The organism is Rhizorhabdus wittichii (genome assembly GCF_017607425.1).
Classification (GTDB): Bacteria; Pseudomonadota; Alphaproteobacteria; order Sphingomonadales; family Sphingomonadaceae; genus Rhizorhabdus; species Rhizorhabdus wittichii.
The window spans coordinates 838,657-853,708 of record NZ_CP059319.1 but is presented as its reverse complement, the minus strand read 5'-3'; the positions used below and the strand labels follow the sequence as shown (position 1 = coordinate 853,708).

Sequence of the window (15,052 nt, the reverse complement as noted above, 5' to 3'; positions counted from 1 at the left end):
CCTAGCGCGTCGGATAATTGGGCGCCTCGCGGGTGATCGACACGTCATGGACATGGCTTTCCTTGAGGCCCGCATTGGTGATGCGGACGAAGCGGGCGCGCTTCTGCAGCTCGGGGATCGTCCGGGCGCCGGTATAGCCCATCGCCGCCTTCACGCCGCCGACGAGCTGGTGGATCACGTCGCGCGCGGTGCCCTTGTAGGGGACCTGGCCCTCGATGCCCTCGGGCACCAGCTTCATCTGGTCCTTGATGTCCTGCTGGAAATAGCGGTCGGCCGAACCGCGCGCCATCGCGCCGACCGAGCCCATGCCGCGATAGGACTTATAGGCGCGGCCCTGGTAGATGAAGGTCTCGCCCGGCGCTTCCTCGGTGCCCGCCAGCAGCGATCCGACCATCACCGTGCTCGCGCCCGCGGCGAGCGCCTTGGCGATGTCGCCCGAGGTGCGCAGGCCGCCGTCGGCGATCACCGGCACGCCCGACTTGGCGGCCTCGGCGGCGGCTTCCATCACCGCGGTGAGCTGCGGCACGCCGACGCCCGCGACGATGCGGGTGGTGCAGATCGAGCCCGGGCCGATGCCGACCTTGACCCCGTCCGCGCCCGCGTCGATCAGCGCGCGGGCCGCTTCGGCGGTGGCAACGTTGCCGGCGACGACCTGGACCGAATTGGACAGCCGCTTCACCCGCTCGACGGCGCGGGCGACGTCGCGATTATGGCCGTGCGCGGTGTCGATGACGATCAGGTCGCACTCGGCGTCGACCAGCGCCTCGGTCCGCTCAAAGCCCTTGTCGCCGACCGTCGTCGCGGCGGCGACGCGCAGCCGGCCGCTCGGGTCCTTGGTGGCGGACGGATAGTTGACCGCCTTCTCCATGTCCTTGACCGTGATCAGCCCGACGCAGCGATAGGCGTCGTCGACCACCAGCAGCTTCTCGATCCGGCGCTGGTGGAGCGTGCGGCGCGCCTCCTCCTGGCTGACGCCGCTGCGGACGACGGCCAGGTTCTGGCTCGTCATCAGCTCGGACACCGGCTGGTTGGGGTTCTCGGCGAAGCGGACGTCGCGGTTGGTGAGGATGCCGACGAGCTTGCCGTCGGCCTCGACCACCGGGATGCCCGAGATCTTGTTGCGCGCCATCAGCTCGTGCGCGTCGGCCAGCGTCTGGTGCGGCTGCATCGTGATCGGGTTGACGACCATGCCCGATTCGAACCGCTTGACCGCGCGGACGGCGGCGGCCTGCTCCTCGACGGTCAGGTTGCGGTGGAGCACGCCGAGGCCGCCGAGCTGCGCCATGACGATCGCCATGTCGGCTTCGGTCACGGTGTCCATCGCCGACGACAGGATCGGAATGTTCAGCGTGATCGCCTTGGTCACCTGGGTGGCGGTGTTCGCCTGGCTCGGCAATACGTCCGACTCTCCGGGCCTGAGAAGCACGTCGTCGAAAGTAAGGCCGAGGCTGATGTCCATGAGGTCGAATCCCAGCGAGGTGGTGAAGGATTCGAGGCCATATATGTCGATGGGCCGCAGATCGCTAGTCCGCTTGTCGGATTTCCTCAGCGATCGCCGCCCCGGCCCTATTCCTCGCCGTGGATGATCACCCGGTTGCGGCCGCCATTCTTCGCCGCGTAGAGCGCCTCGTCGGCGCGGCGGAGCATCGCGCCGTCGTCCTCGCCCACCAACAGCTGGGCGACGCCGGCCGAGAAGGTGACGGTGCCGAGCGGCTCGCCGGTGGTCTTGGAGACGAGGTGGCGGCCCGACAGTTCGTCGCGAACCTCGTCGACACGCATCGCCGCGCGGCGCGCCATGATGCCATCGAACAGGATAAGGAATTCCTCGCCGCCGAAGCGGCCGACGAACGCGTCCTCGCCGACGCCCTCGACCAGCGCCTCGGCCACCATCTTCAGTATCCGGTCGCCGGTGTCATGGCCGTGATTGTCGTTGATCGACTTGAAATGATCGATGTCGCAGAAGGCAACCGACAGCGGCGTGCCTTCCGCCGCCGCCTGCGCCATCGCCCGCGCGAGGCGAGCCTGGAAGGCCCGGCGGTTGGCGAGACCGGTCAGCGGATCGCTCTCGGCCACCGCCTGGGCCTCGGCCAGTTCGCCCTGCAGGCTGCTCATCTGGCTGCCCATCTCGACCAGGCGGCGCTCGGCGTCGTTGGTCTTGTCGATCATCGTGCGGGTCAGCTCGGCCATCAGTTCGAGCGCGCGGCCCGCCGGTTCGCCGCCGGCCTCGATCGCCGCCGAACCGCGGTCGAGCGCGCTGCCATAGGCCCTGGCATCGGTGCGCGACTGCCCGACCAGCGTGGCGGCCAGGGTGACGCTGCGGTGCGCCTGGTCGATCAGCTTGCCGAGCAGGTCGGACGACACCCGGCTCGACGCCGCCTCGGCGATCTCCTGGGCGACGTCGTGGCGCAGCAGGCCGTCGCGCGCGATCGCGGCATCGACCGAGGCGACCAGCGCCGGATCATGGCCGCCGATATACTGATAGGCCAGGTCATAGTTGATCGGGCTCGGATCGAGCCGGTGGGTGCGCAGGAAGCCGCCGATCCGGCCGAACAGGTCGGTCGGCGGGGCATCGTCCGGGCTGGCCAGGACGGGCACCTGCGCGGCCGGGACGGCGGCGGGGTCGTCTACGGCCGAGCGGCCGAACAGCGCATCGAAGCTCCAGCCCTTGCGGCCGGCGGAGGATGGCGGCTTTCCTTCGTACATCGGACACCCACTTTGCGGATCGTCCGACGGGCTTATCGGCAGCCCCTTAATTTTCGGTATCGCTCTCCACCCGAATCAAGAAGGGCGCCCCGACCGAAGCCGGAGCGCCCTCCTGAAAAGCTGCTTATCCCGTGGAGCCCGTCAGGCCGCTTTCGGAGCCGCCTGGCGAACGCCCTCGTCCACATGATCCGCGAATTGGGCGAAGTTCTCGATGAACTGGTCGACCAGCTTCCTGGCGGTGGCATCATAGCCGGCGCCGTCGGGCCAGGTCTCGCGCGGGTTGAGGATCTTGCTCTCGACGCCCGGCACCGCGACCGGGACCTTGAAGCCGAAATTGGGATCGACGCGGAACTCGGCATTGTTCAGGCTGCCGTCGAGCGCGGCGTTGAGCAGCGCGCGGGTGACCTTGATCGGCATGCGGTGGCCGACGCCGTACTGGCCGCCGGTCCAGCCCGTGTTGACCAGCCAGCAATCGACGCCGCCCTTGGCGATCCGCTCCTTGAGCAGGTTGCCGTAGACCGACGGATGGCGCGGCATGAACGGCGCGCCGAAGCAGGTCGAGAAGGTCGCCGACGGCTCGGTGACGCCGATCTCGGTGCCGGCGACGCGCGCGGTGTAGCCCGACAGGAAGTGGTACATCGCCTGTTCCGGGGTCAGCTTCGCGATCGGCGGGAGGACGCCATAGGCATCGGCGGTCAGGAAGATCAGGTTCTTCGGGACCGGGCCGAGATTATGCTCCGACGCGTTCGGGATGAAGTCGATCGGATAGGAGCCGCGGCTGTTCTCGGCGAGGCTGTCGTCGTCAAGGTCGATCTCGCGCGTGTCGGGATCGATCACGACATTCTCGAGCACCGTGCCGAAGCGCTTGGTGGTCGCGTAGATCTCCGGCTCGGCCTCGGCCGACAGGCGGATCATCTTGGCGTAGCAGCCGCCCTCGAAGTTGAACACGGCCTCGTCCGACCAGCCATGCTCGTCGTCGCCGATCAGCGTGCGGCTGGCATCGGCCGACAGCGTCGTCTTGCCGGTGCCCGACAGGCCGAAGAAGATCGCGGTGTCGCCCTTCGGGCCGATATTGGCCGAGCAGTGCATCGGCATGACGCCGGCGACGGGCAGCTTGTAGTTGAGGATGCCGAACACCGATTTCTTCATCTCGCCGGCATAGGCGGTGCCGCCGATCAGGATCAGCTTCTCGGTCAGGTTGACGGCGATCACGGTCTGGCTGCGGCAGCCGTGCCGCTCGGGATCGGCGGCGAAGCTCGGCAGGTCGATGATCGTGAATTCGGGCACGAAGGCGGCGAGTTCGGCCGCTTCCGGGCGCACCAGCAGGGTGCGGATGAACAGGTTGTGCCAGGCCAGCTCGTTGATCACGCGGACGTTGACGCGGTGGGTGGCCTGCGAACCGCCGTAGAGGTCCTGGACGAACAGCGTCTCGCGGGTCTCGAGATGGGCCATGAAGTCGGCCTTCAGCGCGGCGAACTGCTCGGGCGTCATGCCCTTGTTGGTCTTGCCCCACCAGACGCTGTCCTCGGTCTCGGCGTCGCGGACGATGAACTTGTCGTTGGCGGAACGGCCGGTGTGGGCGCCGGTCTTGACGACGAAGGGCCCGTCCTTGGCGAGCAGTCCTTCGCCCCGCTGGACCGCATGCTCGACGAGGGGCGCGGTTCCCAGGTTCCAGTGGAGCTGGGCGGCGACATCGATTCCCTGTTTGTCGAGGCCAAAGGCGGGGATGAGCTGGGGCACTTTTGTCTCCTATACGGGTGAGGCTACCGTTGTGGGGTCGCCCTCCTAACGTCTAGGCGCGTGACGATGCCGCGAATCCATCGTCCGGCATCCTCCGCACCTTTGTATCTTTCCCATCGCGCATAGTTTCAAAGCCCCGGATCGTAAAGGGTGCGCAGCATGGTTGAACGTCCATGAGGGCTGCGCTAGGCAGAGCGGGCATTTTACGGGCCATGGCGTGTCGGCCAGCATCATCTCGGGGAGGCCACCGGTCCCAATGACACCCACGATCGCCCTGGTCGACGACGATCGCAACATCCTGACATCCGTGTCGATCGCGCTGCAATCCGAAGGGTTCACGGTCCGGGTCTATTCGGACGGCGAATCGGCGCTGAAGGCGCTGCTCGACAATCCGCCGGACCTCGCCGTGCTCGACATCAAGATGCCGCGCATGGACGGCATGGAGCTGCTGCGGCGGCTGCGCGAGAAGAGCAGCATCCCGACGATCTTCCTGACCTCGAAGGACGACGAGCTGGACGAGGCGCTGGGCCTCGCCATGGGCGCCGACGACTATATCACCAAGCCCTTCTCCCAGCGGCTGCTGATCGCCCGCATCCGCGCGATCCTGCGGCGGACCGAGGTCCGCGCGACGCCCGAGGACGAGGCCGACGCCACCCCGGTCGAGAAGATCGTGCGCGGCCGGCTGGAGATGGACCCCGCGCGCCACCGGGTGCAATGGGACGGCAAGGACGTGACCCTGACCGTCACCGAATTCCTGATCCTGGAAGCGCTGGCCCAGCGCCCCGGATTCGTGAAGTCGCGCGACCAGCTCATGGACACCGCCTATCAGGACGACGTCTATGTCGACGATCGCACGATCGACAGCCACATCAAGCGGCTGCGGCGCAAATTCCGGCAGGTCGATCCCGAGTTCAAGGCGATCGAGACCCTCTACGGCGTGGGCTATCGCTTTGGCGAAGAGTAGCAGCGCGCTGGGGACGCCCGAGGCGGCGGCCCGCACGTCCCTCACCACCCGCATCCTCGCGGTCAACATCTTCGCGCTGGCGATGCTGGCGGGCGGCTTCTTCTACCTGGACAGCTACCGCGCCCAGCTCATCGACGCCCGGCTGGAGGAGACCGCCACCCAGGTCCGCCTGGTCGCCGAGGCCTATGCGGTGACGCCGCCGGCGGGACGGCCGCAGCTCCTCTCGAAGTTCGGCCTGCTCACCGACACGCGGCTGCGCGTCTACGCCTATCCCTCGCCCGCCGCGCGCGCGTCCGAGGTCGTCCGCAGCTTCGACAGCTGGTCGATCTCCGGCCCGACCTACCAGCTTCGCGATCCGTCGCAGGAGGAATGGCAGAAGCGGGTCGCCCGCTTCCTCGACCGGTCGATCGACATCATCGTCGACGCCGACCATCCCGAACATTTCCAGGAACCGGCCCGCGACACCCTCGCCGCCTGGCCGATCGCCCTGCGCGCGGCGCGCGACCCCAACATCGAGACCTCGGTCGAGCGGGCGCCCGACCGGACGCCGATGATCCTGGCCGCGATCGACGTCCGCCGCCCCGACGGCAGCGGCGCGGTGATCCTGTCGACCGAGAACCAGCGCGACATCACCCGGATCGTCCGCGCCGAGCGGCTCCGCCTCGGCGTCGTGCTGCTGATCGTCGTGCTCGTCTCGGTCAGCCTGTCGCTGTTCCTGGCGCGCACGATCGTCCGTCCGCTCCGCCGCCTCGCGCTCGCCGCGCACCGCGTCCGCCTCGGCCGCGCGCGCGAGGTGCAGGTGCCGCGCCTGCCCGAGCGGCGCGACGAGATCGGCACCCTCGCCCGCGCCTTGTCCGACATGAGCATGGCGATCCGGCAGCGGATCGACGCCACCGAGGCCTTCGCCGCCGACGTGACGCACGAGCTCAAGAACCCCCTCGCCTCGCTGCGCTCGGCGGTCGACAGCCTCGGCATCGTCAAGGACCCGGCGCTCCAGAAGCAGCTGATCGACGTGATCCGCGACGATGTCGGCCGGCTCGACCGGCTGATCACCGACATCGCCGAGGCGTCGCGGGTCGATGCCGAACTGGCCCGCGCCCGCTTCGAATCGGTCGATCTCGGCACGATGATCGAGGGCCTGCTGACCACCCGCGAGGAACGCGGGCGCAACGGCGACGTCCGCGTCGCCTTCGCCCGTCCGCATCGCGGCACCGCCGTGGTGTTCGGCGACGGATCGCGGCTGACCCGGGTGATCGAGAACCTGGTCGAGAATGCGGTGTCCTTCTCGCCCGCAGCGGGCCTCGTTCAGGTTGCAGCCACCCGCGATGGCGATGATGTCGTGATCAGGGTGGAAGATGAAGGACCCGGCGTGCCGCCCGACGCGCGCGAGGCGATCTTCAACCGGTTCCACAGCGACCGCCCCGAGGGCGAGGAATTCGGCCGGCACAGCGGCCTCGGCCTCGCCATAGCGAAGGCCATCGTCGAGGGTCATAATGGTTCGATCGTCGCGACCGACCGGGACAATGCGCCGAACGGCGCCAGGTTCGTCATCCGCCTGCCGGCCTGGAGCCGCTAGGTCATGAGCGATTCCGTTCCCCTCGCGGACCCGATTCATGCCAGCAGCGTCATGGTCGACGGCCGGGTCGTGCTGATCGCCGGCCGCTCGGGCAGCGGCAAGTCGGACCTCGCGCTGCGGCTGATCGATCGCGGCGCGCTGCTCGTCGCCGACGATTATACCCGCGTCGAGGGCCGCGACGGACGGCTGATCGCCAGCGCGCCGCCGCAGATCGCCGGCCGGATCGAGGTGCGCGGCGTCGGCATCGTCGAGCTGGCAAGCGCCGTCGAGGGCAATGTCGCCCTGCTCGTCGACCTCGACCGCGCGGTCGAGCGCATGCCCGCCGAGCCCCTGCCCACGACCGCGCTCGACGGCATCGCCATCCCCACGCTCGGCCTGTCCGCCTTCGAAGCCTCGGCCCCGATCAAGGTGGAGCAGGCGTTGCGCCGTCATGGGCTGGGAGGCCCGCAATGACCAAGGCTGGAATGACCAAGGCCGGAGAGCCACGCCGCATATTGTTCGTCACCGGCATGTCCGGTTCCGGCAAGAAGACCGCGCTGACCGCGCTCGAGGACATGGGCTGGGAGACGGTCGACAACCTGCCGGTGTCGCTGCTCGAACGGCTGCTGGCCGCCAGCCCGGCCGAGGGGAGCATCGACGAGGGCCGTCCCCTCGCGCTCGGCATCGACAGCCGTACCCGCGATTTCGACAGCCGGGGGGTGGTCCGCCGGGTGCGGTCGCTGCGCGACGGCGGGCGCGATGCGTCGATCCTCTTCTTCGACTGTTCCAACACCGAGCTGAGCCGCCGCTATTCGGAGACGCGCGCGCGCCATCCGCTGGCGCGGGACCGCCAGGTCGAGGACGGGATCAGCTATGAGCGCGAACTGCTGGCGCCGCTGCGCGAGGCGGCCGACGAGCTGATCGACACCACCGACAGCTCGACCAACGAGCTGCAGGCGCTGCTGCGCCGCCGGTTCGGCGATTCGACGGGCACGGGGACGACGCTGACCGTCATGTCCTTCGCCTTCTCGCGCGGGGTGCCGCGCGACGCCGACCTGATGTTCGACATGCGCTTCCTGCGCAATCCGCACTGGGTGCCCGAACTCAAGCCCCATAGCGGCCTCGATCCCGACGTCGGCGCCTATATCGCCGGCGACCCGATCTATCCCGAGGCGCGCGCGCGGATCGAGGAACTCATTCTCCTCCTGCTGCCGCGCTACGAGACGGAGGGCAAAAGCTATGTGACGATCGCGATAGGCTGCACGGGGGGCAAGCACCGATCCGTGCATTTCGCCGAAACCCTCGCAAGCCGGTTGCGCCAGGAGGGATTTTCGCCCACGGTCCGCCACCGCGATTTGACTCGACAGAAGTCGAACGCTGAGGAGAGCACCGTGCCAGGCGTGGGGTCATGACCATTGGGTTTTTAGTCAAATGATCGGATTGGTGCTCGTTACCCATGGCCGTCTTGCGGCCGAGTTCGTGACCGCGATGGAACATGTCGTCGGTCCACAGACCGCGATCGAGGCGATCTGCATCGGTCCGGACGACGACATGGAAAGCCGCCGGGCGGACATCGCCCGCGCGGTGAAGGCCGTCGACGACGGATCGGGGGTGATCCTGCTGACCGACCTGTTCGGCGGCACCCCGTCGAACCTGGCTATCTCGCTGATGGAGCCGGGCCGGGTCGAGGTGATCGCCGGCATCAACCTGCCGATGCTGATCCGTCTCGAAGGCGCGCGCAAGATGATGAAGATCAAGGCCGCCGTCGCCGCCGCGCGCGACGCCGGCCGCAAATATATCTCGGTCGCGTCCGAGGTTCTGGGGGAAGCTGCCGCATGACGCAATTCCGGCGCGAAGTGCAGATCACGAACATCAGGGGGCTTCACGCCCGGGCCAGCGCCAAATTCGTCACCCTCGCCAGCGCGCACAGCGCCGAGGTGGAGGTCGAGAAGGACGGGTCGAAGGTCGCCGGCACCTCGATCATGGGGCTGATGATGCTCGGCGCCGCCAAGGGCGACAGCGTCGTCATCTCCGCCACCGGCGACGGCGCCGAAAAGGCGCTCGCCGCGCTGATCGAACTGGTCGAAGGCAAGTTCGGCGAGGAGTGATCCACCGCCCGTCATCCCGGCGAAGGCCGGGTTCTCACTTCCTTCTTCCGCGCGCCTCCGAAAAATGAGATTCCAGCCTTCGCTGGAATGACGAAGTTACGGGATTATCGCCCTGCCCCGCCAGATCACCGCCTTTTCCAACCCGCTGATCAAGCGCGTCCGCTCGCTCCGCGAGAAGCGGCACCGGCGCGAGGAGGGGCTGTTCCTCGCCGAGGGGCTGCGGATCCTGACCGAGGCGTCCGAGGCCGGGATACTGCCCGAATATGTCTTCTTCGCGAAGGACGGCGCCCGGCATCCGCTCGCCCAGGCGCTGATCGACGCCGTCGAGGCCAAGGGCGGCGAGGCGATCGAGACCGACCGCGACATCCTCTCCAAGCTGTCGGGCAAGGACAATCCCCAGACCGTCATCGGCGTCTATCGCGAGTTCGACACCGGGCTCGACCGGATCGACCGTGCTTCGGCCGGCATCTGGATCGTCGCCCAGTCGCTGCGCGACCCCGGCAATCTCGGGACCATCCTGCGCACCGGCGACGCGGTCGGCGCGGGCGGGCTGATCCTCGTCGACGATTGCGTCGACCCCTTCTCGGTCGAGGCGGTGCGGGCGACGATGGGGGCGTTGTTCACCCAGAGGATCGCGGCCGCGCGCTGGCCCGACTTCCTCGCCTGGCTGCGCGCCGGCCCCGGCCAGCTCGTCGGCACCAGCCTGAAGGCGACCCAGGACTATCAGGCGCCGCGCTATGCCGCGCCGACCTTCATCCTCGTCGGCAACGAGGCGCAGGGCCTGCCGCCCGACTATGAGGAGCAGTGCGACCTGCTGGTGAAGATGCCGATGCTGGGCAAGGCCGACAGCCTCAACGCCGCGGTCGCGACGGCGGTGATGGCCTATGAGGTGCTCAACCAGCGGCGCGCGCGGTGAGCAGCCAGCCCCCGCCCAACTACATCACCCCGGCCGGCTTCGCCGCGATGCGGGCGCGCTACGACCATCTGTTCGGCACCGAGCGGCCCGCGCTGGTCGAGGTGATCAGCTGGGCCGCCGGCAATGGCGACCGGTCCGAGAATGGCGACTATATCTACGGCCGCAAGAAGCTGCGCGAGATCGACCGCGAGCTCGCCCATCTGTCGCGGCGGATGAAGGCGGCCAAGGTCGTCGATCCCGCCCGGCAGGCCGAGCGCGGCAAGGTCTTCTTCGGCGCCACCGTGACGGTGGTCGACGAGGACGATGTCGAACGGACGGTGACGCTGGTCGGCGCCGACGAGGCCGACGCCGGCAGCGGCCGGATCAGCTGGCTGTCGCCCCTCGCCCGCGCGTTGCGCGGCGCGGCGGTCGGCGACGTCCGCCGCGTCGCCCTGCCGGGCGGCGACCGCGAGCAGGAGATTCTCTCGATTCGCTATCCGGATGCCTGAACGGCGCCCGGCCGCCGCTCCGAACCTCCTTTCCCGCTGTTTGTCTCGTTCCGGATCAAGCACTTGCGACGCTTCGGGCAAGTTTCGCATCGACTTGAAGCGCCGATGCGGTATTTTTCCCCCATGAGCATCGAGGCCATCAGCAAACTGACCGCCAGGCAGCGCGACTGCCTGCGCCTCGTGCTTCATCACAAGCAGTCGAAGGAGATCGGCCGCGAGCTCGGCATTTCGCCGATGACCGTGGACAATCATTTCCGCAGCGCGATCCAGACGCTGGGCGTCTCCAACCGCCTCGAAGCCGCGCTGATGCTGGCCTCCCATGAGGGCGACGAGCCTAGTCAGCGATTGACTAGTCAACCGCACCCCGTTGTTTCCCCGGCCGAAAGTTCCATCATGGCCTCGTCGTCGGACATCGGTGACGGGCAGAGGGAAATGACGAGCGCCCTTCGAGAAGACCAGGTTCCCTACAGGACCTATCGCGAAGCGAGCTTCATCGATTTCCCCTTGCCGGTGCCAACCAGGGGGAAGCCACGCAATGACCTGTCGATCGCCCAGCGTCTGTTCTGGATCGCCATACTGATCTTTGGAATGGGACTGGGGGCCGGCGCGTTGCTGTCTGGCTTCGCCGCTCTGACGAACATCGCCCTGGCGCTCAAGCACTAGGGACTTCCTGCAACCGTTCCGAGGCGCCCGTTCCGGCGCAAGGGGAGAGCTATGTCCAAGAACCGTGATGACGCAACGCTGCGCGTCTATGCCGCCCTCGAGCAATATGAGCGCGCTCTCGACATCGCCGCGAAACAGGGCGCCCTGCTGGCGGCCGAGCTTCCGCAGGCGCGGCTCGACGGCAATTTCGCGCTGGAGGTCGCGCAGGGCGCGTTCACGCACTTTTTCAACTCGCTCTCCACGATCATCGAAGCCCGCGGACAGGTCGTAGAAGGCCATCGCGAACTCGCGGTCGTCCAGCGCAAGTTCAACCTGCCCGTCGTCTCGACCGGCGACAAGGGCACGATCCCCAAACTGCCGATCGACAACGGCGAATCGTTTCCGCGCCGCGTAGCGTAAATCGTCCGGATCACCCTTGACGCGAGATCGTCGGAGATCGATGGGTCAGGGGTGATCCGGCAACTTCTCTATGGCGCGTTGATGTGGGCCGTGTGCCTCTACGCCTTCTTTCGAGGCGGATGGGCGGAACGTGTCACCGCCGGGAGCATCCTGATCGCAACCTACGTGACGGTGCTGGTGCTCAGCCCATTGGCCGTTCGCTATCAGTTCGTTGAACTGCCGGTGATGGCCGTTGACACCATCGTGCTCTTGGTACTGGTCGGCATCTCCCTGAAATCGGAAAAATTCTGGCCGCTATGGCTTACCGCAATGCAGGGATTGACCATCTTGTCGCACCTGGCACCCTATGTCCCGCATGTGCTGCCATGGGCTTATGGCAATGCGGTTGCGGTGTGGATCTATCCCATGCTGATCGTGCTGGCCTTCGCGGTCCACTTCCATCATCGCAACAGGAAGGTTGGCGGCTCGTTCACCGACTGATCCAGGCGATCAGGCCGATCGGGGCCTCCGCGATCGTCGACCGGCTGATCACCGAGTTCGCCGACGCCTCCACCCTGCTCTTCGCCGGCCCCGCCCGGCTGGAGCGCGCCCTGCCCAACGACCGGGCGGTCATCGATATCGTGATGGCGGCGCGCGAACTGTTCCTCCACTCGCTCGAACAGCGGATCAGCTGGCGGCCGATCCTGGCCGACGACCGGGCGGTGCTCGACTATCTGGTCGCCCGCATGGCGCATCAGACGGCGGAACAGGCCCGCGTCCTCTACCTCAACACCAAGAACGAGCTGCTGCGCGACGAGATCGTCGCCTGGGGATCGGTCAACCGGGTCGACATATCGCCGCGCGAGATCATCCGGCGCGCGCTCGACATATCGGCGACGGGCCTGCTGATCGCGCACAACCATCCGTCGGGCGACCCCACGCCTAGCGCCAGCGACGTCGCGCTCACCCGCGACCTGTTCCAGGCCGCCCGGCTGTTCGAGATCGCGCTGCTCGACCACATCATCGTCGCGCGGCAGGGCTATTACAGCTTCCGCGCCGAGGGCCGGCTTTAGGGAAATGCTCCCGTCGTCCCGGTCGCAGCCGGGACGACGGGAGCTATCAATGCCGGACGGCCACCTCGCCGCCGTCGGGGCTGGTCGCGCCCTTCAGCGTCGACGCCAGCTCGTCCGCCTCGGTCCAGTCGATCGCGGTAAGGTGGCCGGCCAGCGCCAGGCCCAGCACCTCGTCGACATGGCTGACGGGGATGATCTTCAGCCCCTCGCGGATATTGGTCGGGATCTCGACGAGGTCCTTCTCGTTCTCCTTGGGGATCAGCACCGTGGTGATGCCGCCGCGCAGGGCCGCGAGCAGCTTCTCCTTGAGGCCGCCGATCGGCAGGACGCGGCCGCGCAGCGTCACCTCGCCGGTCATCGCCACTTCCTTGCGGACCGGGATGCCGGTCAGGGTCGAGACGATCGCGGTGGTGATGCCGATGCCCGCCGACGGGCCGTCCTTGGGAACGGCGCCCTCGGGCAGGTGGATGTGGATGTCCTTTCGGGCGATCAGGCTCGGCTTGATGCCATAGGCCGGCGCGCGCGCCTTGACGAAGCTGAACGCCGCCTGGACGCTCTCCTTCATCACGTCGCCGAGCTTGCCGGTCGTGCTGATCCCGCCCTTGCCGGGCACGGTGACCGCCTCGATCGTCAGCAGCTCGCCGCCGACCTCGGTCCAGGCGAGCCCGGTGACGGCGCCGACCTGGTCCTCCTCCTCGCCGATGCCGAAGCGGTATTTCCGCACGCCGGCGAAGTCGGACAGGTTGTCGGGGGTGATGACGACCTTCTCGTCCTTGCCCTCGAGGATGCGGCGCAGGCTCTTGCGCGCGAGCTTGGCGATCTCGCGCTCCAGCGTGCGGACACCTGCCTCGCGGGTATAATAGCGGATCAGGTCGCGCAGCCCGGCGTCGGTCAGCTCGAACTCGCCGGCCTTCAGGCCATGCGCCTCGACCTGCTTGTCGCGCAGATGCTCCTTGGCGATCTCGACCTTCTCGTCCTCGGTATAGCCTTCGAGGCGGATGATCTCCATGCGGTCGAGCAGCGGCTGCGGCAGGTTCAGGCTGTTCGCGGTGCACACGAACATCACGTCGGACAGGTCGACGTCGATCTCCAGATAATGGTCCTGGAACTTGCTGTTCTGCTCGGGATCGAGCACCTCGAGCAGCGCCGAGGCGGGATCGCCGCGGAAATCCTGGCCGAGCTTGTCGATCTCGTCGAGCAGGAACAACGGGTTCGACGTGCCCGCCTTCTTCAGGTTGGTGACGATCTTGCCGGGCAGCGAGCCGATATAGGTGCGCCGGTGGCCGCGGATCTCGGCCTCGTCACGGACGCCGCCGAGCGACTGGCGCACGAACTCGCGCCCGGTCGCCTTGGCGATCGAGCGGCCGAGCGAGGTCTTGCCGACGCCGGGCGGACCGACGAGGCACAGGATCGGCCCCTTGAGCTTGTTGGTGCGCGCCTGGACGGCGAGATATTCGACGATCCGGTCCTTGACCTTCTCCAGCCCGTGATGATCGGCGTCGAGCACCGCCTGCGCGGCGGCGATGTCCTTCTTGAGCTTCGACTTCTTGCCCCAGGGCAGGCCCAGCAGCACGTCGAGATAGTTGCGGACGACGGTCGCCTCGGCCGACATCGGCGCCATGGTGCGCAGCTTCTTGAGCTCGGCATTGGCCTTGCCGCGCGCTTCCTTGGACAGCTTGAGCTTGGCGATCTTCGCGGTGAGCTCGCTCAGCTCGTCGCCGCCGTCCTCGCCCTCGCCATTGCCCAGCTCGCGCTGGATCGCCTTGAGCTGCTCGTTCAGATAATATTCGCGCTGCGTCTTCTCCATCTGGCGCTTGACGCGGCTGCGGATCTTCTTCTCGACCTGGAGGACGCCGAGCTCGCCTTCCATTAGCGCGAACGCCATTTCGAGCCGCTTGGCGGGATCGAGTTCGACCAGCAGCGCCTGCTTGTCGGAAACCTTGATCGAGATGTTGGCGGCGACCGCGTCGGCCAGCTTCGCGGCCTCCTCGATCTGGCCGAGCTGGACCGAGGTCTCGGCCGGCAGCTTCTTGTTGAGCCGCGCATAATTCTCGAACTGGTCGACCACCGAACGCATCAACGCGGCGACCTCGGTCCCTTCGGCCTCGGCCTCCTCGATCAGCTCGACCTCGGCGGTCAGGTGGGCGTCCTCGCCGGTCAGCGCCTCGAGCCGGGCGCGCTGCTTGCCTTCGACGAGCACGCGGACGGTGCCGTCGGGCAGCTTGAGAAGCTGGAGCACCGTCGCGACGACGCCGAGATCATAGAGCGCATCGCGATCGGGATCGTCCTCGGCCGGATCGAGCTGGGCGACGAGGAAGATCGACTTGTCCGCCGCCATCGCGCTTTCCAGCGCGGCGACCGACTTCTCGCGTCCGACGAACAGGGGCACGATCATGTGCGGGAAAACGACGATATCGCGCAACGGCAATACGGGAAGGGTCTCAGTCATCTATTCTCCGATCGG

The 15,052-nt window shown here is 67.5% G+C and carries 16 protein-coding genes; 12 read left to right on the top strand and 4 right to left on the bottom strand.

Going from position 1 to position 15,052, the window contains the following annotated elements:
* Position 1: 1 nt before the first annotated feature.
* The 3 genes from guaB to HRJ34_RS04130 form a co-directional block, all read right to left on the bottom strand.
* Complete coding sequence (gene guaB / locus HRJ34_RS04140; RefSeq protein ID WP_011951253.1) at positions 2–1,459, bottom strand: IMP dehydrogenase; 1,458 nt, start codon at positions 1,457–1,459, stop codon at positions 2–4.
* Between the two features lie 107 nt (positions 1,460–1,566).
* On the bottom strand, positions 1,567–2,703 hold the full coding sequence (locus HRJ34_RS04135; protein WP_208633432.1) for a GGDEF domain-containing protein: 1,137 nt from the start codon (positions 2,701–2,703) through the stop codon (positions 1,567–1,569).
* Between the two features lie 141 nt (positions 2,704–2,844).
* The gene (locus tag HRJ34_RS04130; RefSeq protein WP_208633431.1) at positions 2,845–4,443 is read right to left on the bottom strand and encodes a phosphoenolpyruvate carboxykinase; all 1,599 of its coding nucleotides are present in this window, start codon (positions 4,441–4,443) and stop codon (positions 2,845–2,847) included.
* A gap of 256 nt (positions 4,444–4,699) precedes the next feature.
* Between HRJ34_RS04130 and HRJ34_RS04125 the strand changes: the two genes are divergently transcribed.
* The 12 genes from HRJ34_RS04125 (at position 4,700) to HRJ34_RS04070 (ending at position 12,588) form a co-directional block, all read left to right on the top strand.
* Positions 4,700–5,407, top strand: a complete 708-nt coding sequence (locus HRJ34_RS04125; protein WP_011951250.1) for a response regulator transcription factor — start codon at positions 4,700–4,702, stop codon at positions 5,405–5,407.
* Positions 5,394–6,983, top strand: coding sequence for a sensor histidine kinase (locus HRJ34_RS04120; RefSeq protein ID WP_016744506.1), 1,590 nt, complete (start codon positions 5,394–5,396; stop codon positions 6,981–6,983). The genes HRJ34_RS04125 and HRJ34_RS04120 overlap by 14 nt, the downstream gene beginning before the upstream one ends.
* Before the next feature lie 3 nt (positions 6,984–6,986).
* The gene (locus tag HRJ34_RS04115) at positions 6,987–7,436 is read left to right on the top strand and encodes an HPr kinase/phosphorylase (protein ID WP_030089999.1); all 450 of its coding nucleotides are present in this window, start codon (positions 6,987–6,989) and stop codon (positions 7,434–7,436) included.
* Positions 7,433–8,374 (top strand): RNase adapter RapZ, encoded by a 942-nt coding sequence (rapZ, locus tag HRJ34_RS04110; RefSeq protein ID WP_030090000.1) that lies wholly within the window; start codon positions 7,433–7,435, stop codon positions 8,372–8,374. The genes HRJ34_RS04115 and rapZ overlap by 4 nt, the downstream gene beginning before the upstream one ends.
* 19 nt (positions 8,375–8,393) lie before the next feature.
* Positions 8,394–8,801, top strand: coding sequence for a PTS sugar transporter subunit IIA (locus HRJ34_RS04105; RefSeq protein ID WP_011951246.1), 408 nt, complete (start codon positions 8,394–8,396; stop codon positions 8,799–8,801).
* Positions 8,798–9,070 (top strand): HPr family phosphocarrier protein, encoded by a 273-nt coding sequence (locus HRJ34_RS04100; RefSeq protein ID WP_011951245.1) that lies wholly within the window; start codon positions 8,798–8,800, stop codon positions 9,068–9,070. The genes HRJ34_RS04105 and HRJ34_RS04100 overlap by 4 nt, the downstream gene beginning before the upstream one ends.
* Positions 9,071–9,182: 112 nt before the next feature.
* Positions 9,183–9,986 (top strand): TrmH family RNA methyltransferase, encoded by an 804-nt coding sequence (locus tag HRJ34_RS04095; RefSeq protein ID WP_029548524.1) that lies wholly within the window; start codon positions 9,183–9,185, stop codon positions 9,984–9,986.
* Positions 9,983–10,474: a transcription elongation factor GreB gene (gene greB, locus HRJ34_RS04090; RefSeq protein WP_016744510.1), complete on the top strand. Its 492-nt coding sequence runs from the start codon at positions 9,983–9,985 to the stop codon at positions 10,472–10,474. Before HRJ34_RS04095 ends, greB begins: the two co-directional genes overlap by 4 nt.
* A 123-nt stretch (positions 10,475–10,597) precedes the next feature.
* Entirely contained in the window at positions 10,598–11,137 is a 540-nt protein-coding gene (locus HRJ34_RS04085) for a helix-turn-helix domain-containing protein (protein WP_016744511.1), read from the top strand.
* 51 nt (positions 11,138–11,188) lie between these two features.
* A complete protein-coding gene (locus tag HRJ34_RS04080; RefSeq protein ID WP_011951242.1) occupies positions 11,189–11,536 on the top strand; it encodes a hypothetical protein in 348 nt (115 codons plus the stop codon).
* A 51-nt stretch (positions 11,537–11,587) separates the two neighbouring features.
* The gene (locus tag HRJ34_RS04075; RefSeq protein ID WP_011951241.1) at positions 11,588–12,016 is read left to right on the top strand and encodes a hypothetical protein; all 429 of its coding nucleotides are present in this window, start codon (positions 11,588–11,590) and stop codon (positions 12,014–12,016) included.
* Positions 11,929–12,588, top strand: coding sequence for a JAB domain-containing protein (locus HRJ34_RS04070; protein WP_157783489.1), 660 nt, complete (start codon positions 11,929–11,931; stop codon positions 12,586–12,588). Before HRJ34_RS04075 ends, HRJ34_RS04070 begins: the two co-directional genes overlap by 88 nt.
* 46 nt (positions 12,589–12,634) lie before the next feature.
* On the opposite strand, the gene lon is transcribed toward HRJ34_RS04070, so the two are convergent.
* The gene (gene lon / locus HRJ34_RS04065) at positions 12,635–15,037 is read right to left on the bottom strand and encodes an endopeptidase La (RefSeq protein ID WP_011951240.1); all 2,403 of its coding nucleotides are present in this window, start codon (positions 15,035–15,037) and stop codon (positions 12,635–12,637) included.
* Between the last annotated feature and the right edge of the window lie 15 nt (positions 15,038–15,052).

Excerpts from the sequence above, each read along its gene's own strand:
- guaB (WP_011951253.1), bottom strand. The coding sequence starts at position 1,459 with ATGGACATCAGCCTCGGCCTTACTTTCGACGACGTGCTTCTCAGGCCC.
- HRJ34_RS04135 (WP_208633432.1), bottom strand. The coding sequence starts at position 2,703 with ATGTACGAAGGAAAGCCGCCATCCTCCGCCGGCCGCAAGGGCTGGAGC.
- HRJ34_RS04125 (WP_011951250.1), top strand. The coding sequence starts at position 4,700 with ATGACACCCACGATCGCCCTGGTCGACGACGATCGCAACATCCTGACA.
- HRJ34_RS04115 (WP_030089999.1), top strand. The coding sequence starts at position 6,987 with ATGAGCGATTCCGTTCCCCTCGCGGACCCGATTCATGCCAGCAGCGTC.
- rapZ (WP_030090000.1), top strand. The coding sequence starts at position 7,433 with ATGACCAAGGCTGGAATGACCAAGGCCGGAGAGCCACGCCGCATATTG.
- HRJ34_RS04105 (WP_011951246.1), top strand. The coding sequence starts at position 8,394 with ATGATCGGATTGGTGCTCGTTACCCATGGCCGTCTTGCGGCCGAGTTC.
- HRJ34_RS04100 (WP_011951245.1), top strand. The coding sequence starts at position 8,798 with ATGACGCAATTCCGGCGCGAAGTGCAGATCACGAACATCAGGGGGCTT.
- HRJ34_RS04085 (WP_016744511.1), top strand. The coding sequence starts at position 10,598 with ATGAGCATCGAGGCCATCAGCAAACTGACCGCCAGGCAGCGCGACTGC.
- HRJ34_RS04080 (WP_011951242.1), top strand. The coding sequence starts at position 11,189 with ATGTCCAAGAACCGTGATGACGCAACGCTGCGCGTCTATGCCGCCCTC.
- lon (WP_011951240.1), bottom strand. The coding sequence starts at position 15,037 with ATGACTGAGACCCTTCCCGTATTGCCGTTGCGCGATATCGTCGTTTTC.